Annotated in this window: 16 protein-coding genes; all 16 read right to left on the minus strand. The window is 58.5% G+C overall.

Annotated features, from left to right (window positions below; all coding sequences use genetic code 11):
- Window positions 1–133: 133 nt before the first annotated feature.
- The 16 genes from CO671_RS23210 to CO671_RS23285 all read right to left on the minus strand — a co-directional run bounded on the left by CO671_RS23210 (window position 134) and on the right by CO671_RS23285 (window position 19,421).
- A complete protein-coding gene (locus CO671_RS23210) occupies window positions 134–1,126 on the minus strand; it encodes a TRAP transporter substrate-binding protein (protein ID WP_170965041.1) in 993 nt (330 codons plus the stop codon).
- An 80-nt stretch (window positions 1,127–1,206) separates the two neighbouring features.
- Entirely contained in the window at window positions 1,207–3,024 is a 1,818-nt protein-coding gene (locus CO671_RS23215; RefSeq protein WP_210201919.1) for a TRAP transporter large permease subunit, read from the minus strand.
- Window positions 3,025–3,854: 830 nt separating this feature from the next.
- Entirely contained in the window at window positions 3,855–5,696 is a 1,842-nt protein-coding gene (locus CO671_RS23220) for a methyl-accepting chemotaxis protein (RefSeq protein ID WP_245425021.1), read from the minus strand.
- A 441-nt stretch (window positions 5,697–6,137) separates the two neighbouring features.
- The gene (locus CO671_RS23225) at window positions 6,138–7,415 is read right to left on the minus strand and encodes a DUF3422 domain-containing protein (protein WP_097607906.1); all 1,278 of its coding nucleotides are present in this window, start codon (window positions 7,413–7,415) and stop codon (window positions 6,138–6,140) included.
- Between the two features lie 164 nt (window positions 7,416–7,579).
- Window positions 7,580–8,413 carry an NAD(P)-dependent oxidoreductase gene (locus CO671_RS23230; protein ID WP_097607893.1) on the minus strand — a complete coding sequence of 278 codons (834 nt, stop codon included), beginning with the start codon at window positions 8,411–8,413 and terminating at the stop codon, window positions 7,580–7,582.
- A 97-nt stretch (window positions 8,414–8,510) separates the two neighbouring features.
- Window positions 8,511–9,158, minus strand: coding sequence for a 3-oxo-tetronate 4-phosphate decarboxylase (gene otnC, locus CO671_RS23235; protein ID WP_004129830.1), 648 nt, complete (start codon window positions 9,156–9,158; stop codon window positions 8,511–8,513).
- Entirely contained in the window at window positions 9,155–10,429 is a 1,275-nt protein-coding gene (gene otnK / locus CO671_RS23240; protein ID WP_004129826.1) for a 3-oxo-tetronate kinase, read from the minus strand. The genes otnC and otnK overlap by 4 nt, the downstream gene beginning before the upstream one ends.
- Before the next feature lie 3 nt (window positions 10,430–10,432).
- Window positions 10,433–11,911, minus strand: coding sequence for an aldehyde dehydrogenase (locus tag CO671_RS23245; RefSeq protein ID WP_028753517.1), 1,479 nt, complete (start codon window positions 11,909–11,911; stop codon window positions 10,433–10,435).
- A gap of 14 nt (window positions 11,912–11,925) precedes the next feature.
- Window positions 11,926–12,636: a haloacid dehalogenase type II gene (locus tag CO671_RS23250; RefSeq protein WP_004129810.1), complete on the minus strand. Its 711-nt coding sequence runs from the start codon at window positions 12,634–12,636 to the stop codon at window positions 11,926–11,928.
- On the minus strand, window positions 12,633–12,962 hold the full coding sequence (locus CO671_RS23255) for a putative quinol monooxygenase (protein WP_028753516.1): 330 nt from the start codon (window positions 12,960–12,962) through the stop codon (window positions 12,633–12,635). The genes CO671_RS23250 and CO671_RS23255 overlap by 4 nt, the downstream gene beginning before the upstream one ends.
- Window positions 12,959–14,074, minus strand: a complete 1,116-nt coding sequence (locus CO671_RS23260) for an isocitrate/isopropylmalate dehydrogenase family protein (protein WP_097607894.1) — start codon at window positions 14,072–14,074, stop codon at window positions 12,959–12,961. The genes CO671_RS23255 and CO671_RS23260 overlap by 4 nt, the downstream gene beginning before the upstream one ends.
- 12 nt (window positions 14,075–14,086) lie before the next feature.
- Complete coding sequence (locus CO671_RS23265) at window positions 14,087–14,797, minus strand: GntR family transcriptional regulator (RefSeq protein WP_004129802.1); 711 nt, start codon at window positions 14,795–14,797, stop codon at window positions 14,087–14,089.
- Window positions 14,798–14,825: 28 nt separating this feature from the next.
- On the minus strand, window positions 14,826–15,686 hold the full coding sequence (locus tag CO671_RS23270) for an NAD(P)-dependent oxidoreductase (RefSeq protein WP_004129798.1): 861 nt from the start codon (window positions 15,684–15,686) through the stop codon (window positions 14,826–14,828).
- Window positions 15,687–15,715: 29 nt separating this feature from the next.
- Window positions 15,716–16,693 (minus strand): ABC transporter permease, encoded by a 978-nt coding sequence (locus CO671_RS23275; RefSeq protein WP_004129795.1) that lies wholly within the window; start codon window positions 16,691–16,693, stop codon window positions 15,716–15,718.
- Window positions 16,683–18,266, minus strand: coding sequence for a sugar ABC transporter ATP-binding protein (locus CO671_RS23280; protein WP_013984663.1), 1,584 nt, complete (start codon window positions 18,264–18,266; stop codon window positions 16,683–16,685). Before CO671_RS23280 ends, CO671_RS23275 begins: the two co-directional genes overlap by 11 nt.
- 54 nt (window positions 18,267–18,320) lie before the next feature.
- Window positions 18,321–19,421, minus strand: coding sequence for a substrate-binding domain-containing protein (locus CO671_RS23285; protein ID WP_245425022.1), 1,101 nt, complete (start codon window positions 19,419–19,421; stop codon window positions 18,321–18,323).
- Between the last annotated feature and the right edge of the window lie 244 nt (window positions 19,422–19,665).

A 19,665-nucleotide genomic window follows, 5' to 3' on the forward strand; every position in this document is an offset into this window, starting at 1 on the left:
GATCCGCCGGCGCCACCCGCTGCACGCGATTGCCACAAAGTCACGAAAAAAGCCGGGTCCCGTGATGTTCCTCACGAGACCCGGAAGTCAGCCGGACAACCGGCCTCTGGGAGAACATTTGCCGTCTTAGGGGCTAGGTGAGCTTTCCGACCGTCTTTTCGAGAACCGCCCACAATTCCTCGCCATATTTGTCGCGCCAGCTGGTATAGAAGCCGCCGTCGCGAAGTTTCTGCCTGAACGCCTCGGTGTCGGGTTGATTGAATACTAGACCCTGTTTGGCCAGGACGTCTTTGAGGGACTCCGACAACTTGGCCATATCTTGGCGCTCATCGAGCGCGGCTTGATTGATGTTGCGGCTCACGACCTCCTGCACATCCGCCGGCAGGCCTTCCCAGTTGCGCTTATTGGCAACGCAGAAGAACGCGTCCCACATGTGCCGGGTTAACGCGCAGAATTTCTGAACCTCGACAATATTTGCGGTCTTGATGTTGGCCAGCGAATTTTCCTGTCCGTCGACGACCTTCGTCTGAAGCGCAGAATAGAGTTCATTGAAATTGATGGACGCCGGCGCTGCCCCAAACGTCTGGAACATAGAAGTCCACAGCGCTCCGACTGGAACGCGGATTTTCATACCGGCGAGATCCGCGGGCGAGTTGACTGGATGCGTGCTGGTGGTGATGTGCCGGAACCCGTTGTCCCACATCTTTTCCATCGGGAGAAGATTGACCTTTTCGATGAGCTTATGCAGAGCGACTCCGAGTTCGCCGTCCATCGTTTTCCAAACCGTATCATAGTCCGGGAAAATGAAACCGAGACCATATATCGAGGCCGCCGGAACCATCGTGGACAGTACATTGATACCAGAGTTCAGGAACAGATCGATGCCGCCTGCTCTCACCTGCGACAGCATATCAGTGTCGCTACCAAGCTGGTTGTTCGGGTAGACCTGCAGTTCCACCCGCCCGTTTGTCTCGTGTTGGATGCGTGCTGCCGCCTCCCTTGCGCGCGTGGTGATCGGATGGGTTTCGGCCAGATTGAACGCGAACTTCAGGGAATACTCGGCTGCGGCCGCTCGCTTCATCGAAAATCCGAGCGCCGTGGCGCTGAGACCAAGCGTCGTCGTCATCGTGAATGCGCGTCTTGTCAGATTTACCATTTCGTTCTCCTCCAAATAAGCTCTGTGAATTTTGGTTGGTCGAGGTCGGACTACAGGAAGCCGATCGAGAGCCACGGAACCGCGGCAACCACTGCAAGACCAATGGCCATGGCGACGATGTAGCCGACGATCGGTTTCATGCCGGCGTCGGGGCTGACTCGGGTGATTGCACAGGCAGCGTAATAGCCAACACCGAAAGGTGGAGCGAAGAGGCCGATACCCATCGCCAACACGACAACCATGGCGTAGTGCACCTGATGGATGCCCAACTGCTGAGCAACCGGGAACAGCAGCGGTGCGAACAGTACGATTGCGGGTATCCCCTCGAGCACACTGCCGAGGATGATGAATATGATGATCGAGACGATCATGAAGGTGACCGCACCGCCCGGAAGCGTTGAGAGATTTTGAGCCAGGGCCGTCGAGAAGCCCGACTGCGTCAGGCCCCAAGCCATCGCTGTGGCCGCGCCGATAATCAGAAGGATAGACCCGGACAGGCTCGCCGTCTCGACAAGCATCGGCTTGAGCCGGCGCCAGTCAAACTGGCGATAGAACACCAGACCCGCCACAACCGAGTAAGCAATGCCGATTGTCGAAACTTCTGTCGCCGTGGCGACACCTTCGATTACGGCTGAGCGGATAACGAACGGAAGTGCAAGGGCTGGCAGTGCAGCGAGAAGCAGCTTGCCGATCTGCCGTCGACTTGCCCTCTTGACGTGGCTGGGGTCATCGTTGCGGCAGCGCCAGCGGACCAAGAAGCAAAGGGTTACCGCCAGAATAAGGCCGGGGAGAAGACCGCCGGTGAACAGCGCGGCGATCGATACCCCGGTTGCGGATCCCACTGTAATTAAGACGATGCTAGGCGGGATTGTCTCAGTCTGGGCGCCCGTCGCGGAGAGAAGTGCGACAAGATCGCCTTCGTCTGCGCCGCGCTCCTTCATCTCCGGAAACAACACGGGCGCGACGGCGGCCATGTCGGCGGCCTTCGATCCTGAAATCCCAGATACAAGATACATCGCAGCCACCAGCACGTAGTGAAGCCCGCCGCGCACATGGCCAAGAAGGCTGGCGAGGAACGCAACCATCGCCCGCGCCATGCCCGTCATCTGGATAAGTTGGCCGAGAAACACAAACAGAGGGATCGCAAGAAGGATCAGATGGCTGACACCTTCATCGATCCTGCCGACAATGATCAGAGGCGGCGTTCTGGTGGTCAATGTAAGGTAGCCGAATGTAGCGATCGCGAATGAAAAGGCGATCGGCACGCCGCCGAAAACACACGCCGCGACGCCGCCGACGAAGAAGACGAGAAGATTGAGGTTTCCGAGACCGACGAAGACCGGCTTCAGCGCCCAAAACAAGCAGAAGACCGCTGCCACGGCAGCAATCGCACCGAGCGCGAGACGGAGATTCGAGCTCTGCAGAAGCCGCAACACCGCGAAAACAAGCATCAAAGCGAAGCTCGTCGGCAACGCCGAGGCGCGCCATGAGTTCTGAATATTCATCGCGGGCGTCCAGACGTAGGACTCTTCGGTGGCATATTCCAGAGATGCGGGCAGGATCAGTACGAGAAAGGCAAGTGCCGCGGCGACCGAAACCAGTTCAACGAAGCGGCGTGTATCGCCCTTCAATGCGGTGACCACCGCCGTCATGCGCATGTGTTCCTGCCGCTGAAAAGCGACGGCCGAGCCAAGCATAGCAAGCCAGAGGAACAAGATTGACGCCAGTTCGTCCGACCAAACCAGCGGGATGTGGAATACGTACCGAGCGACGACGGCCGAAAACAGCAGAAGAATTTCGCAAAGCACCAGAAGTGCTACCGGTATCTCCAGGCACCTTACCAAGGCATGTTCAATCTTGCGTGCCATTGCTGCCAGGCTCGAGGTCCTTGCAACATCTTCGATGACTCCGTGAACAGTCATAGTGGCCTCCCCATTCGGTAAGGCCTGATCGTTTGCGTGCGGGTGCAACGCTGTCGGGTATTTCTCAAAACCTGTCCTCCCACGCTCGCGCGGGCGCACTGCTCCTGCCGGAAAAGCCGGTCAAGGTTCCGGAGTGTTCTCTAAAGTGCGTTCCCACGAATTCCGCGCACTGTGCTCCTCTGCGCGTAGGTATAAGGTATGATGTCATACCCAATATGGCAAGTGCTTTTTCTGCCGGCTGGTGGAGTCTTGAAGGGCAACGAGTACGGCCTCCGTCAAGGCATCGATCGGCCACTGAATCGAGATCGCCGAGAATTGCCCTCGACCACATCGAGGTTCCACTGCCTTGTGTGCACAAATGTCAGGAGATCTTGGAGCCGACGAGTCCTGTTTGGCGACCAGGGCAAGCCGCATCCTATTCATCGCGCCGTCGCAACTCGACTCCCAAAAACGGCGACCGAATGCTTGTGCCGGTTCGATATCGCACTATTCCGTCCCTAGTCCTTCGAGAGCGGCGAACCTGGCGCGTCTTAAGCCGAGAACGTGCCTTGCCGGCTTAAAACGCCGGGCCGCCTTCTTGACCTTCCGGTTAATAAAAAGGCGTCTCAAAAATTCCGGCCGCTTACCGCAGGTCAGCGGCCCTCTGAGTTTCCAGCGGCGCCAATCTCCCTCCGTAGATTGCTGCGTCGTCAGGTTCCGGTCCTCGGCAGATGCTAGTCCCTCTGGGGGGAGGGACGTCACACTGGACTTGAAAGTCCTGCTTTGCATCGGCTCCGCTATGCCACCGCTAAATGAAGCGTTGGCTCCGCTGCGCGGTTCGTCTTTGCAGGCCCATCGGCAATTTGGAACCTGGACAGCATTTCGAAAAGCGATGCGGTCTCCTTCGCGAGATTGTTCACGGCAGCAGTCGACTCTTCCACCATAGCTGTGTTCTGCTGTGTCGCTGATTCGATCTTACCGACTGAGAAATTGATTTCCTTGAGCCCGTCGGCTTGAACGCGAGAAACCTGAGCAATGGCGTCGACGTTCTGATTGACGCTCTGCACCTGAACAACGATTTGGCCCAAAGCGTTGCCCGCCTGTTGCACGCGCTGGACCCCATCATTGATATGCAGGTTGGATATTTTGATCAGAGTCTTGATTTCTTTCGCCGCCGCCGCAGACCTTTGCGCCAGGTCTCTGACCTCCTGTGCTACTACCGCGAACCCTCGGCCAGTTTCCCCGGCCCGAGCCGCCTCAATGCCTGCGTTCAAAGCCAATAGGTTTGTCTGAGATGCGATTTCATCGATGACACCGATAATATTGCCTATTTCGACCGAAGAAGACCGAATGTTTGTCATGGCCTCAACAGTCTCGCGCATTATGGTGCCTGACCTCTCGGCATGTTCCTTGGTCTCGCCGACGAGGATCCCTGCTGCGTGAGCTTTATGGCTGGCGTCCACCACCTGCCTTGTCATGTCTGCGAGGACAGAGGCCGTTTGCTCGACGACTACAGCTTGCTGCTCCGTTCTCACCGCGAGTTCGTTCGAGGAAGTACGGATTTCTTCAGCCCCCGCAGCAATCGCCTGCGCATTGTCGTTTACTTCGGACATTGCATCGCGAAGCTGGCTAATCGCTGAATTGAAGTCCAATCTGAGCGGCTCAAGAGCTCCCGTGAACGGCCGATCAAGCTGAATGTGAAGGTTACCTTTCGATAACTGCCTCAGTGCATCGGCAACTTGCTCGACGGCGGAACTGGTCTGTTCGGCAGCCCGCTGGCGGTCCTCTCCTTCGTTCTCCAAACGCTGCCGCTCGGCCTCCTGTCGATGATGCTCGGCGACCGCATCGCGCTCCGCTTTTTCTGAAAGATGATTCTTAAGGCCGGATATCTGCCGCGCGAGCTGACCGATTTCATCCTTCCGTCGCTCGAGTATTTGGTCAATTTCCATGTCGCCGGCGATCATTTGCAGGACTGACTGCTGTAGTTTCGCCAGAGGCACGATGATGGAGCGGATAGTGAGCGATGCCGCGGTTACTCCGAACAAGGCAGCTATGCCGAGCGCAGCTAGCGTCAGAAATTTAAATTCATCAGAAGCTGCTTTAACTTTGCCACCAACGCCTTGGTTTAGAGCTTGCTCGTAATCGATCAACTTGTTCAGAGCACCAATCCATGCCGTCAACTTGGGTCTCAGTTCATTTAAGAGCAGCGGCTTTGCCTCGTCTCTTTTTCCGTCGAGCGTCAACTTGGTGACGTCGGCAATCAAAGGCTCGGCGTCATTCTGAAAAGCCGTCAGACCCTCAGCGAGGCGACGCTCTGCGGGGGTGCTGGCGACGTCGGAATTAACGGCCTTTTGCAACTCCGCGAAGTTGGAAGCGTAGGATGCCTGTAGCTTTCTCATCATCACGATTGTCGTGGCTTGATCCGTATTCGAGTCAGTCAAAACGATGTCGCGCAATGCTACCGCTCGATCGCGGACCGAGCCCAGCATATCGATGCCATTCCGAAATTTTTGGCTATTACTGCCATTTATGAGGCTGAGCTTCCCGTTGATCTCGTCGACCTGGCTGATTGACGAAAGAGACAGAACTCCCATTGCGCACAACAGCAACCCGAATGCGATAGACAAACGTATCGCCACGCCAAATTTCCGAATCCTCCACATTATTTCCCCTCCGCCCGAGCAAACCTTTTGAACTCCGTATGAGGTATAACCTTATACGTAATACCTTAACCGAAATTGAAGGGCGCAAAGGCCAATGCAGGATACGATCGAAAGAACCCTCAGCCGGCTGGCGAGCGGATCAAGGCTCTGGCCGACGACGGCTATTGCGTAGGCCGATCAACCGGATCAAAGCTCCCATCGGAATTTTCGGCAAAGCTAAAAGTGCGTCGTCTCTGGCATTATTGATTGTCGCCGACGTCGTGGTGGCGAGAATGCCTGCCAAATCTTAGATTCAAAACGCAGTCCCCGAGCGAGCCATTACCTGAAGAAGAGATGACCGCCTCCGCTGAACCGCCTCGTGGAGATACTCAAGAGCTGCTTGATTGATCGAGCTTGTTGAGGCGAGGTTGCGCGCCGCTAGCTCTCTGCTTTCAGCGCATGCTTGACGCGCAGAATAGTGATCACAACAGATCCCACAACGACCGGAGCAGCGACGAGCATGATCATTGGATCGAAATGGAACCCAGCGTGGTCTGCCGTTTCATACACGAACTTCAGCAAGCTCAACAAATAGTAGCTTATTGCAATGATCGAAAAGCCTTCGACCGCGCGCTGGATCTTGACCTGCGTCGCGGCGCGATCAGCCATGGCCTGGATCTGTGTCGCGTTCTGGAATTCGATCTCGACCTGAATTCGGGTTTGCAACAAGTCGAGCAAGTGCATCGCGGCCCTCGATAGTTGCTCAAGCCTCAAGGCGGTCGCTTCACAGGTACGCACCGCTGGCTTGAACCGCCGCTCCACGAAGGTACCGAAGCGTTGAAAGCCGACGACGTGCGTTTCCCGTAAAAGCGCGATCCTCTCCTCAACGATCTTGGCGTAGGCTGCGGTTGCGCCGAACCTGTTTCTGGTCTCGGCGGTGGCCGAAATGACATGGGATGAGAGAGCGGTAATCTCCTCGAGCAATTGCTTGTGCTGATGTGCGGGCGTACGAAGATTGCGATTGGTCAGTTGAACCAACTCCGTGTCATATCCGCCGAGAAGCGGGGCGAGACGACGCGCTTCCGGCAATCCGAGAAGCGCCATGGATCTGTAGGTTTCGATCTCGAAGATGCGGCGTACCATGCGCCCCAGGCGGTGTGCGTTCAGGTCCTTGTTGAACAGGATAATTCTACTTGAATTGTCCCCTCGAACACGAAAATCGGAGCAAACCTGCGCCGCGCCCCCACCGATCAATGAGGCGGCGGTATCACCGAAGCCGAAGGTTTCCAGCACCGGTCCCAGCTTGTCAGGAGGGTTCCCGAGGACAAGGATGCTGACGTGACAAACGAGCAGCGGTGAGTTCAATCCTGCGAGCTCGGCAAAATCACTTTCAAGGAGGTCAGATTCCGGCCAGCCCCCTGGCTCGCTGTCAAGTTTCCGGACGCGCGTAACCGTCACGAATTCAGTGTGCCTTTCGACTCTAACCGAAATCGTGCCATCAGCTTCGAGACTGTCGTGGAACTCCTTGATCACACCGTCTATGGGCATGAAAGCAACGTGCTCAACAATTGCCGGACCGGTGAAATAGATCGACGGTCGAGCGTGAAGCTCGGAGTTGAAGTCTGCCGTCTGCTGTTTGAAAGCAGTTGGACGAGAGATCTGTACACAAGGAGACGTCGTTGCCGACGCTGCTTCTTCCGCACCCTTCGAAATCACGTCTGTGTTCCCCATTTTCAGAAGTGCAAACATCGGCGAACCTTATGAAGCGAATGCAAGCAACTTGGAAGCCCGCCCGGATATGATAAATCTGCTGATCCGCGTTCGACCTTCTTTTGAAAGGTCACAGCAGCCTAAGAAGCTAGGAGACCCCCGCTGGTATGTCACGCCAGCTGTACTTCGGGCGATATCATAGAACGTCTCGGGGCCACTAGGCTTGAGACAAGACTGCCATGTTCAGCACGTTGTCCTTGTAGCGGTACATTGGGATAATAAGCAGCCCTAAGGGCACGTGTGGGCCGCGCCAACACGGTATCATCTGCTGCTATCACGAAGTGATGGAAACCATTGAGGCTTGCGTTGAGCGCAAGCGAAATGGCCTGGGCACAGTCCCGTCTGTCAACATAGGACCACAGGTTCCATTTCTGAACGCCGGGATTATCTTCGCAAGCTTTCATTGCATCATATTGGTGGGGCTCTTTTACCCAAGAAAACCGCGGGCCGATCATTTTGAGCGCGGGATCCCAGCGGCAGAATTCGGCTGCGACGGATTCGTCTACAAGTTTGGAAAGCGCGTAGCTACTCTCAGGCTTCGAGGTCAGCTTGTCATCGACCGGAAAATAGGCAGGTGGATCGTCAAACGGGACGCCCAGCAAGGTCTCACTGCTCGCAGAAACAATGTTCTTTATGCCCGCGATCCTTGCAGATTGGAAAACATTGTAGCTGATGGCGGTATTGGTGTGAAATATGTGCGTGCTCGCAGCGACTTTCGCGCCTACTATCGCAGCAAGATGGACGATCCCATCAATCCCGGATTCGATATCGGCGACCGCATCAAGGACCTGGCCATAGTCCCGCATATCGACGCGGGCGAACGGGCACCTCATGTCGGATGACGGCACCTCGTCGATTCCGATGACCTCGTGCCCCTCTTCGAGAAGGCGTTCAATCCCCGCGCGCCCGATTCGTCCGCTGCTTCCAGTGACCAGAAGTTTCATGGCATTTCCCCTTTACGGGCCGCACAATGGCACGAACGAGAGTGCAGGTTACGGCACCCAGACCGCTGGGTTCCTCCTGGTTCGTAACGCGCTCTTGTCACCTCGAGAGATTGATCAAGGTGGCCCTTTCCTCGGCGGTGAGCGGCCGGACCTCGTGGTTCTGCAAGAGCAAGAAGAGCTTCGCCGTTTCCTCCAACTCCTCTGTCGCGTACTGGGCGTCCTTTAGGGACTTGCCCGCGACGACAGGTCCATGGTTTGCCATCAACACCGCATGATGGTTCGCGGCGGCGGCTCCCACCGCCGCCGCCAGCGCTTCGTCTCCGGGAGGAAAATACGGCACGAGCGGCAGGAAACCGATACGCATGACATAGTAGGCGGTCAGGGGCGGCAGAACGTCGCGCTCGTTGACCTGCTTCAACAAGCTGACGGCAACCGAATAGGTTGAATGCAGGTGGACGACGGCTCGGCGATTGTCCTTACCGCAATACATGCACTTGTGGAGGAACGCCTCCTTGGTGGGCTTGTCACCTCCGACATGCACGCCTTCCGCCGAAAAGCAGGACAGCCGTGCTGGATCGAGCACGCCCAGCGAAGCGTTGGTGGGCGTCATCAAAATTCGACCGTCCGACAGACGGACGCTGATGTTGCCGGTCGATCCTGCGGTCAGCCCGCGGTCGAAGAGCGAGCGACCGACCTCGACTATCTCGTCGCGGACCTTCGTCTCTTCAGATATGGAGCCTATCATCGTAGCCGGTCCCAAGCGTTCATGAAGAAGTCCCGTTCGCCGAAGTTGCCGGACTTCAACGCGAGCGACAGAGATCGCCCCTGGCTCTTTGCGTGTACCCACGGCACTCCGGGGGCGATTTCGTTGCCAATCGAGAGCTGGTCGACGCCGAGCGACTTCACCACCGCTCCCGACGTCTCGCCGCCGGCGACGATGAGATCGCTCACACCCTTCTCGACGAGCCTTCGCGCGATTGAGGAGAGGGCGGCCTCGACCATCTCGCCGGACTGCGCGGCGCCCAACTTGCGTTGGTTTTCCTTCACCTCGTCGGGCAGAGCCGTCGCATAGATGAGAACAGGCTTGCGGCCCAGACGGGACGAGGCCCACTCGACGGCCTCGCCGACGACATCGCCGCCGTCCGCCAGCTTTGAGAGGTCGACGCGGAAACCCTCGTGGTCTGCGAGCATCGCCTCTACCTGTCCGTTGGTTGCGACCGAGCAGCTACCGGAGACGACGGCTCTGTAGCCTTCTTCCAAGTCAGTCGTAACGGCAGCGTCGCGGCTGTTCCCGCCGGCAAGAAGAACACGAGCCAGCCCATATGCCAGGCCCGACGCACCGGTGAACAGCACGAGATCCTTGAATGCCTGGGCAATCTCGACAAGGTCCTCGTCAGCCAGGGCGTCGATGACGACAATACGCGTGCCGTCGCCGTGAATGGGGGCGGCCCATTCGGCGATGGCGGACGCCCCTTGCTTCACCGTCTCGTAATAGCATCCGGTGATTTCGGCCCGCGACTGCGGCCCGAGCACCCGCAGCAGGTTCGCGTCTGTCATCGGCGTCAACGGATGATTGCGCATGCCGGACTCGTCCAGCGGCACGTCGCCGACGAACAGGTTGCCCTTGTAAACCGTCCGGCCGTTGGCAGGGAAGGCGGGGCAGGCGATCGTTATGGATTGGCCAAGCTCCGCAAGCATCGCGTCGGCGACCGGGCCGATGTTGCCCTTCGCCGTGGAATCGAACGTCGAGCAGTACTTGAAGTAGTACTTCTGCGCGCCACAGCCACGCAGCCATCGCAGCGCGGCCAAGGACTCCTCGACCGCCATTTGCGGAGGTGTCGTTCGAGTCTTGAGGGCGACAACGATTACGTCGGCGTCAATGTCCCTGTCGTCTTCAGGAACGCCGATCAGCACCGTCGTTTTGAGGCCGGCGCGCGCGAAGATGTTCGCGACGTCGGTCGCTCCCGTGAAATCGTCGGCGACGCAGCCGACCAGCAACTTTCCGGCGGCCACCATGAATCACCTCATGATGAAGGGGTTGGCGACGTCTTCAGCGGTCGAGATCATCACGCTCTTCGTCTGCATGTAGTTCTGGATCGAGGCGATGCCATTCTCGCGACCGATGCCGGAGTGCTTGTAGCCTCCCAGCGGCGACATATAGCTGATGACGCGGTAAGTGTTGACCCAGATGGTGCCAGCCTGGATAGCGGCCGAAACCTTCAGGATACGACGCATGTCCTGGGTCCAGAAGCCCGCGGCCAGCCCGTAATTGGTGTCATTGGCAATATGCACGGCTTCCTCATCGCTGTCGAAGGGGATGACCGCCAGAACCGGGCCGAAGACCTCCTCCTGCGCGATGCGCATGTCGTTTCGGACCCCGGAGAAAATCGTAGGTTCGACGAACCAGCCCCTGGAGAGCTCGGCATTGTCCGGCCGCCCCCCACCGAGAACGCATTCGGCGCCTTCGCCTTTTGCGATGTTGATATAGCCGAGGATCTTCTCGAGTTGCGGCGGCGTCGTCACGGGGCCAACCTGCGTCGACGTCAAGAGCGGATCGCCCATTCTCGCCGTTTTTGCGAGGTTGACGATCTTCTCGAGAAACTGGTCGTGGATCTTTCGCTGCACGAGCAATCGTGAGCCCGCAATACATGTCTGTCCGGTGGCAGCGAAGATGCCGGAGATCACCCCGTTGACGGCATTGTCGATCTCCGCATCGTCGAAGACGATGTGCGGGCTCTTGCCGCCGAGTTCAAGCGTAACCTTCTTGAAGTTGCGCGCTGCAAGCTCGCCGATCTTGCGCCCGGTGCCTTCACTTCCCGTGAAAGCGATCTTGGCGACGTACTTGTGGGTCGTCAGCGTCTCGCCGACATCTGCGCCGAACCCTGTGACGACGTTGAAGACGCCGGCGGGAAAGCCAGCCTGCTCGACGAGCTTTGCGAACTCAAGGGTCGAAGCAGACGTGAACTCCGAGGGCTTTGCCACGAATGTGTTCCCTGCGGCGAGTGCCGGTGCCAGCTTGTAGGCGAGCAGCAGGAGAGGGGAGTTCCACGGCGTAATCCCGACGCAGACGCCGAGCGGCTCATTACGAGTGAAGTTGAAGGTGTCCGCCTTATCGATCGGGATGACCGCTCCTTCGATCTTGTCCGCAAGCCCGCCGAAGTAGTAGTACCACTGCGGGATGTATTTGAGCTGAAACAGCATCTCGTTGATGAGCTTGCCGTTGTCCGTAACCTCGATCGTCGCGAGATGCTCCGCATTCTCGGCGATCAGGTCGCCAAGACGCCGAAGAAGGTGTCCGCGGGCGCTCGCGGTGAGCTTCGGCCACGGACCGCTCGTGAAGGCGCGGTGCGCAGCCTCGACTGCTCGTTCCGCATCTTCCCTGCCGCCCTTCGGAATAGCGGCCCAGGTCTGCCCGTTGAAAGGGTTCTTCGTCTCGAACGTATCTCCGTTGGCAGCGTCTTCCCACTTGCCGTCGATGAACATCTTGTATGTCTGCATTGTCTTTCTCTCTTCTAGCATCCGAGTTGTCGGGCGAGGTCTTCGAGGTCGTCGGCGACGTAATCCCAGCGCTGCTCGGCTGTGAGGTCGGTCGTCTGGCCCTCGCCGTATTCGGTGGGTCGTGCGATGAATGCGGTTTTAAGGCCAAGGCTGCGCGCGGCGGCAAGATCGTAGTTGTGGGCAGCGCACATCATGACGGCCCCGGGCTCCAGATAAAGGAGTTTGCAGACCCCGAGGTAGGTCTCAGGATCGGGCTTGTAGTGCTGGAAAAGCTCGCAGGAGAACACGTTGTCCCACGGCAAGTCGGCATGCTTTGCCATATTGACGAGAATCGCGACATTGGCGTTGGACAGAGGGCCGATGATAAACTTCGACTTCAGCCGGTGTAGCCCGCGCGATGTGTCGGGCCAGCCGTCCAGGCGATGCCAGACCTTGTTGACGTGCATCATCCGGTCGTGGTCTAGTTCGGCCAGCCCCATCTCTGCGAACACTGCCTTCAAGGCATCGAAGTGAAGTTCGTCCAGGTTCGTCCACGGCAACTCGCCGCTGCGCACCCGCGCTTTCTGGGGATTGTAATGGTCTCGCCAGCGGTCGACGAGACCGGTCCAGTCGATCTGCAGGCCCTCCGCCGCGCCCCAGGCGGTGAGATCGCGGATGATCGAACCCCGCCAGTCGACGACAGTGCCGAACGTGTCGAAGACAATCGCCTTGACGCTGCTGGTCATCTTGCGCCCTCCTTCTTGTGGGACGAAATGCGCTCGAACGTTTCCACTCGCTTTTCGGCCACCCAATCTCGAACCATCGCATCAAAGCTCGTGAAGTGCGGCGTCTTCAGGTGGAAGTCGAAATCGGCTCTTGAGCCATAGACTTCATAGAGGTAGATTCGCTCGGGCCGCTCAGGATCGCGGCAGACATCGAACACTTCGCAGTTCGGTTCGTCGCGCAGCGACGTCGCCGCATTCTCGATTATCGCCGCATCGAAATTATCGGCGAACTGGTTTCGAACGACGAACTCTACGACCACGACAAAGCCTGTGGATGCCGAACTCATGCGACCTCCTTGCGGACGGCACCCAGAGCGCCGATCACGCTGCGCGTCATCTCCGCGCAATTGGCGCTTCCGCCATACTCCATTGGAACCGCGATCTTGGTCGACAAGGTGTGCTCGACCGCGGCCTCGATCAGCCCGGCGGCGTCAGCAAGCCGCTGATCCCCGTGCTTCACCGCCAGCCAGTCGAGCATCATCGCTCCCGACAGGAACATTGCGCCCGGATTGGCGACGCCCTTGCCCGCGATATCGGGAGCGGTCCCGTGTGCCGGCTGGAAGAGGCCGTGCGTATCGCCGATGTCCGCCGAAGGGGCCATACCCATGCCGCCGATCAGACCGGCCGCAAGGTCGGAAAGGATGTCGCCAAACATGTTCTCGGTCACCAGCACGTCAAGCGTCCAAGGCTTCTTCACCATGTTGAGCGCCAGCGCGTCGACATAGGCATAGTCCTTCTGCAACTCGGGGTGCTTGGCGGCGATCTCATCGAAAACCTTCCGGAAGAAAGCCATCGAACTGAAGACATTCGCCTTGTCGACGCAGGTCACCGTGCCGGTCTTGCCGCGACGTTTGCGCTGGGCGGCCAGCTGGAAAGCGAATTCGGTAACGCGCTCGGTGCCGGCCCGCGTGATCTGCATCGTGTCGTAGGCCTCTTGGTCGTTTAGCACTTCGCCACGGCCACGCGCATAAAACAGTCCTTCTGTCTGCTCGCGGACCAACACGAAGTCGATTCCTTCGGCGCGAGGATCGGACAGCACTTTCGGAAGGCCGGGAAACCACCGGATCGGACGGACACCTGCAAACAGGCCGAACTCCATGCGCAGGTCGAGCTGCGGAATGATTTCCGTCCCGTCCGGGAAGCGGATGTCGGGCCAGCCCATCGCGCCGAAGAGGATTGCGTCGGATGTCCGGCAGGCCTCGAGCGCGGCGGCGGGCAGGGCCTCGCCGGTCTCCGCGTAGTGCTGGGCACCGGCCTGATGCGTCTCGAACACGAGCGGTGGCGCGCCCGCCTGGCTGACGGCGGCGTCGATCAATTCCAGGCAGGCAGGCATGACTTCCCTGCCGATCCCGTCGCCGGGAAGGACTGCGATCTTGAGAGTGTTGTACAACGATGACATTTGAAACCTGTCCTAGAGGTGGTTGAGGCCGAGGCGCTCGAGAAGGTCGAGCAGTTCCTTGCCTGCCCGCTCGCGGTGCGCCTTGTGAATGTTTCTTGCTTTTTCGCGGTCGCCTTCGCGGATTGCTTGCACGAGTTCTGCATGTTCGCGGGTTGAGTTAACCGGCTTGGGACGCATCTTCAGCGTCACCATCCTGACGCGATGTGCGCGGTCGATGAAATTGAGGACAACCGACTTGAGCATCTGGTTGCCGCCAAGGTCGAGCAGTTGCTCATGAAATCTTGCGTCCGCCTGCGCCCAGCGCTCCAAATTATCTTGTGAAAGCGCATGGTCCATGTCGGCCGTCGCCTTTTCGAGACCCCGGAGTTGATCCTCGGAAAGCTGGCGGCTGGCGGCAAGCTCTGCAGCCGTACTCTCGAGCGACGTCAGGATTTCGTAAATTTCCTTCATGTCAGAAATAGAAATCGGCAGAACCCGCATTCCGTGCCTCGGGATCACCGAGACAAGTCCGTCCTGCTGGAGGCGCATGAGCGCCTCCCTTACGGGCGTCCGGCTCATCCCCAACTGGGACGCGACTTCCTGTTCGGTCGCCTGGTAACCGGGCGCCCACTTGTTATCCAGGATGAGCTGGCGCAACCGAAGGTGCGCTGTCGCGGTCATTGTTTTCGCGAAGGCGTCCTCTTTGATCTCTGAGACCGGTGCTGTCTGTTTCCTGGTCGGCATTTTCTTTCCCTTCAAGCTGGCTGATTTCTCAGGAGCCTACATATTTTCGCCAGCTATGTTCAGGCTGGTATCCGAGAACGCTCTTTGCTTTGTCGATCGACAGCAAGGTTTCGTTGTTCCCGATCTGCTTCTTGAACGGGACCCCCGGATACCACCTCCTGACGAGTTCCTCGTTGGAGGTGGTCATGACCCCATCGTCGTTTGCGATGATGAACACCTCGGCACCTTTGCCGCTCCACTCGAGCGAGCGACGGATCGCCTGTGCCCCGTCGCGGGCGTCGATATAGGTCCAAAGGTTGAAGCGTCTGCTACCCGGGTTCTGCTCGAAGGCCGGGAAGTCCGCATACTCGCTCTCGTCCATAACGTTGGAGAAGCGTAGGCAAACGATCTTGAGCTCGCTGTCCCAGCGGCAATACTGCTTTGCCATCTCCTCGCCGAGATGCTTCGAGAGGGAATAGGAGGTTTCCGGGCGCGACTGATAATTCTCGTCCGCGGGCAGATAGTCAGGCTTGATCTCGTAAGGAATGCCGAGCAGGGTCTCGCTCGACGCCCACACGATGTTCTTGATGCCGAGCAAGCGGCATGACTCGAAAACATTGAACGTCGAAATGGTGTTGACCCGGAAAACATCCGCAGGAGCAACGCGCCCCGGCATCGGCACAGCGGCCAGATGGACGACGGCTTCAGTGTTGCGATTGTGGTCCCAATCAAAGCCACTGATCGCCTCGATCGTGGCGCGCATATCCTCGAAATCGACCCTGACGAAGGGGCAGAGGTTTTCTGGCGGAGCGATCGTATCCGCGTTGATGACGTCGTGGCCGCTCTCAACCAGATGCTTGATCGTGGCTCTACCCAGTTTGCCGCTGCCGCCTGTGACTAAAACTCTCATATCGTAATACCTCCGTAGAACCTTCCAGGTTAGCGGCTTCGGCCGACCGCCACAGCCAGGATGATGAGCATTCCGCGCGCGATGAGCTGCTGGCTGTAGTCGAGGCCGCCAAGAATAAGACCGTTGTTGATGACACCGATGAGCAGGGCACCGACGATGGAACCGATCACGGTGCCGCGTCCGCCGAATAGGCTGGTACCGCCGAGAACCACGGCTGCAATGACAGACAGCTCATCGCCTTCGCCAAGCTGGAAGCGTCCAGACTGCAGGCGTCCAGCATAGAGCATGCCAGCGATCGCAGCGGCCATCCCCGTCAGTAGCAGCACCTGGAACTTGATTTTCCGGACATCGACGCCGCTGTAGCGAGCTGCGACCGAGTTTCCGCCTGCCGACATGACCTTGCGGCCGAACGGTGTCTTTCGGAGCGCGATATGGGCGATCGTGCCCAGAACGGCGACCCAGACAACGAGGACAGGAACAGGGCCGATGTTACCGGAACCAAAGACGAAAATGAACGTATCGTTGATAATTGGAACAGGCGAAGTGCCGCTTACCCACATTCCGACCCCTCGCGCGATCCCCATCATGCCGAGTGTCACCAAGAACGACGGGATGTTGAGATAGGCAGTCAGGCCGCCGTTTACGGCGCCTACCAGCAGCCCGAGGGTCAAGCCCGCGAGAATGCCGGGGAATAGACCGTACTTGCTCAGCACCAGGCCAGCGACCACCGACGACAGTCCGGCTATGGCTCCGACCGAGAGGTCGATCTCGCCCGCCGAGAGTACGAACGACATTGCCATGGAAACGATAGCGACGATCGCAGTCTGCCGCAGGATGTTGAGCAGGTTGTTTGAAGATAGGAATCCGCGATCCTGCAGCAGGATCGCGAAGACGATGAAGATGACGACGAAGCCGATGTAGACGACGTAGTCGCGCCAGTTGCTGTGCCACGGCCGCATGTGGGTTGCATCCGTCTCTGTGTTCAATGTCTTGGCTTCAGTGGACATTTTGGGTTGCCTTCTGAATCGCGACCTGCAGACCGAGTTCGGTGCGGATCAGCGGAGATTGAGTTTCGTCGCCGGCAATCGTGGCCCAGCTTTCGATTTCGTCGCGCTCGATTTCGCGCGCGAGACGTCCGTTGTTCATGACCAGGATGCGGTCGCTTGTTGCCAGAAGCTCGGCTGGTTCCGACGAGATGACGATGACGGACTTTCCGGAGGAGGCGACGCTCCGAATGAGTTCAACGATCTCGGCCTTTGAACCGATGTCTACGCCTGCTGTTGGTTCGTCGAGAATGACAACCGAAGGATCAATCGCTAGCCATTTGGCAATAACGATCTTCTGCTGGTTGCCGCCGGAAAGGTTCCTGACCTTGTTGTCAGCGGACGGCGTCTTGATCCTCAGTTGCTTGATGAGATCGGAGGTCAGTGTTCCCTCGCGTCGACGGTCGATGAAGGGACCGCGGACGAGCTGACCGATCTGCGGCAGTCCAAGATTGTCGCCGACGCTGTGCTCGACAACCAGACCTTCCTCGTGGCGGCTCTCCGGAACAAGCACAATGCCAGCCTTGATCGCATCCGAAGGTGACTTGAACTCAACGGCAGTGTCGCCGAGTTCTACGGTTCCCGCAGTTTTCTTATCGACGCCGAAAAGAAGGCGGGCAAGCTCGCTCCGGCCAGCGCCCATGAGGCCTGCTATTCCCACAATCTCGCCCCTGTGAACGTCGAAGCTGACATCGCTGGGTTTTCCCGAAGGGCCCGAAAGGCCACGTACGCTCAGCGCGGGTTTGCCGCTGCGATCAATGGCGCGCGCCTGGTATTGGAAACCGGTGACACGCTTGCCGACCATGTGCTGCACGATCGAGTCGAGCGTGAATTCGGATGTCTTCCCGGAGGTCACGTTCTGACCGTCACGCAGAATTGTAATCTCGTCGGCGATCGTCATGATCTCGGTCATGCGATGGGAAACGTAGATCACGGCTGTTCCCGCCGCAGTGAGCTTCTTCAACATGCCGAACAGAGTGTCGGCTTCCTGTGCGCTCAGCGACGAGGTTGGTTCGTCAAGGATAAGGATCCTGGCGTCCTGGTGGATGGCCTTGGCGATCTCGGTCAGCTGGGCCTGGCCGGGGCTGAGTTCAAAAACAGGCGTCCTCGGATCAACCCTGAGGTTGAGTTGGCCGATGATCTCGGCTGCCTGTGCGATTTCCCTGCGCTCGTCGACCAAGATCGACAGGCGGCGGGGCTCCCGGTTGAGGAAAATGTTCTGGGCGACCGTGAGGGTGGGGATCAGGCTGAGGTCCTGGAAGATCATCTCAATGCCGAGCCTGCGGGAATTCTCCGGAGAGCTTGACGACATGTGTTCGCCAAAAACCTCGATGGATCCCTCCGTGGGTGTGACCACGCCCTGCAGGATCTTCAACAGCGTAGACTTGCCGGCGCCATTTTCGCCGACCAGCGCATGGATTGTCCCGGGTTGGATCGTCAGGCTGACACCGCGCAATGCGTGCACGCCGCCAAACGATTTCCTCACGTCGCGCATCCTGACGGCGGCGAGGGTTTCGGTGACTGCTTGAGTGTTCATGGTCGTTGTCCGCCGCTGGGGACGGGGAGCGGCCGGAGCCGCTCCCGCGCACCGTTAGTTCATTGCGTCGGTGAGAATCTTCGGTGCCTGGTCGCCGTTCGACTGCGGCCACGCCTCGATCAGGTTATCGCGGGTCACCGCAAGGGCCGGGAGCACGACGTAGGGAGGTGCGTCCTTTCCGAGTAGGGCGTATCCGGCAAGGATGCCCTCGGCATAACCGGCGCCGTACGGACGCTGGGATCCGGTTCCCTTGACGTAACCCTTCTTAGCCATGTCGATCGAGATGTTGACGCCAAGGTCGCAAGTGGTGATGACGAGGCTCTTGGACGCGCCCGCTGCGCGCGCCGCTGACAGGACGCCTTCTGTTGGAACGTCCCACACGGCCCAGATGCCATTGAGGTTGGGGTGGGCCGTCAGCATTGCGGAGGCGACGCGCTCGGATTCGCTTGAGAAATCAGGGCCTCCGACACCGGTCTCCTGGACGATCTTGATATCCGGATAATCCTTGATCGCTTCCTTGAAGCCGACCACGCGTTCTTTGGTGGCAAAAAGGTCGGACGCATGCGGGATGAGACCGATTTCGCCCTTGCCGTCGAGCGCCTTGGCCATGAGCAGTGCGGCGACCTTTCCCATCCCGCGGTTGTCGGAAGAGACGAGGCTCACATAGTCTTTGCCAGCCTTCATCCCGGCGCCGGTCTGGTCAAGGAAGATGATCTTAATGCCAGCGGCAGCAGCTTTCTTGTATGCTGCGGCCGTGGCTGACTGCTCGGCGGGAACGGTGATCATGACGTCAGGTTTGAGCGCCATGACGCTTTCGATGTCTGAAACTTGCTGCTCCGCGCGATATCCAGCATCAGTCGTCGCAACGATTTCGACGCCGAGCTCTTCCAGGGCCTTCTTTTGCCCGGCCATCTGGGCCTTGGCCCAGTCAGACGCCGTGTAGTGCATCACAATGGCCGCTTTGGCATGCTTCGCCTTGATCTTTTCGATCTCTTCGGCGGATAGCTTCAGGTCGCTCGCGAGGGTCGCTTTTTCGCCGTTGGGCCCGCTTGCCGGGTGACTTTCAATATCCTTGATCTGCTTATCGACATCGATCGCGAAGGCGCTCGGCGCATAGGCAGCGCTGCCGCCGAGGGCAGTGGCAAGGGCGATCATCTGTAGGGACTTGCGCATCGTCATAGGCATTTCGGTTCCTCCCTTTAAGGCCTATTGAGTTCCTCGAATTCAATAACGTATACGTTAATGCATTTGTAAAAGCTGTCAACTGAAGAAATGTCGGGAAACATCGGCGAGCCGAATTGAGCATCCCGCATTTGGGATGGCTTCAACCACCGTGAGTGCCCAACGCGGTAGTCATCACGGTGGTCGTCTTGTCCGTTTGCCACCAAACGGATCGAGC

It is taken from the genome of Rhizobium sp. M10 (assembly GCF_002531955.1).
In the GTDB taxonomy this organism is placed as follows: domain Bacteria; phylum Pseudomonadota; class Alphaproteobacteria; order Rhizobiales; family Rhizobiaceae; genus Rhizobium; species Rhizobium etli_C.

What these genes read in the sequence shown, in the direction of transcription:
- CO671_RS23210 (WP_170965041.1), bottom strand. Translation starts at nt 1,126, where the DNA reads ATGACGACGACGCTTGGTCTCAGCGCCACGGCGCTCGGATTTTCGATG.
- CO671_RS23215 (WP_210201919.1), bottom strand. Translation starts at nt 3,024, where the DNA reads ATGGCACGCAAGATTGAACATGCCTTGGTAAGGTGCCTGGAGATACCG.
- CO671_RS23230 (WP_097607893.1), bottom strand. Translation starts at nt 8,413, where the DNA reads ATGAAACTTCTGGTCACTGGAAGCAGCGGACGAATCGGGCGCGCGGGG.
- otnC (WP_004129830.1), bottom strand. Translation starts at nt 9,158, where the DNA reads ATGATAGGCTCCATATCTGAAGAGACGAAGGTCCGCGACGAGATAGTC.
- otnK (WP_004129826.1), bottom strand. Translation starts at nt 10,429, where the DNA reads ATGGTGGCCGCCGGAAAGTTGCTGGTCGGCTGCGTCGCCGACGATTTC.
- CO671_RS23245 (WP_028753517.1), bottom strand. Translation starts at nt 11,911, where the DNA reads ATGCAGACATACAAGATGTTCATCGACGGCAAGTGGGAAGACGCTGCC.
- CO671_RS23250 (WP_004129810.1), bottom strand. Translation starts at nt 12,636, where the DNA reads ATGACCAGCAGCGTCAAGGCGATTGTCTTCGACACGTTCGGCACTGTC.
- CO671_RS23255 (WP_028753516.1), bottom strand. Translation starts at nt 12,962, where the DNA reads ATGAGTTCGGCATCCACAGGCTTTGTCGTGGTCGTAGAGTTCGTCGTT.
- CO671_RS23260 (WP_097607894.1), bottom strand. Translation starts at nt 14,074, where the DNA reads ATGTCATCGTTGTACAACACTCTCAAGATCGCAGTCCTTCCCGGCGAC.
- CO671_RS23265 (WP_004129802.1), bottom strand. Translation starts at nt 14,797, where the DNA reads ATGCCGACCAGGAAACAGACAGCACCGGTCTCAGAGATCAAAGAGGAC.
- CO671_RS23270 (WP_004129798.1), bottom strand. Translation starts at nt 15,686, where the DNA reads ATGAGAGTTTTAGTCACAGGCGGCAGCGGCAAACTGGGTAGAGCCACG.
- CO671_RS23275 (WP_004129795.1), bottom strand. Translation starts at nt 16,693, where the DNA reads ATGTCCACTGAAGCCAAGACATTGAACACAGAGACGGATGCAACCCAC.
- CO671_RS23280 (WP_013984663.1), bottom strand. Translation starts at nt 18,266, where the DNA reads ATGAACACTCAAGCAGTCACCGAAACCCTCGCCGCCGTCAGGATGCGC.
- CO671_RS23285 (WP_245425022.1), bottom strand. Translation starts at nt 19,421, where the DNA reads ATGATCGCCCTTGCCACTGCCCTCGGCGGCAGCGCTGCCTATGCGCCG.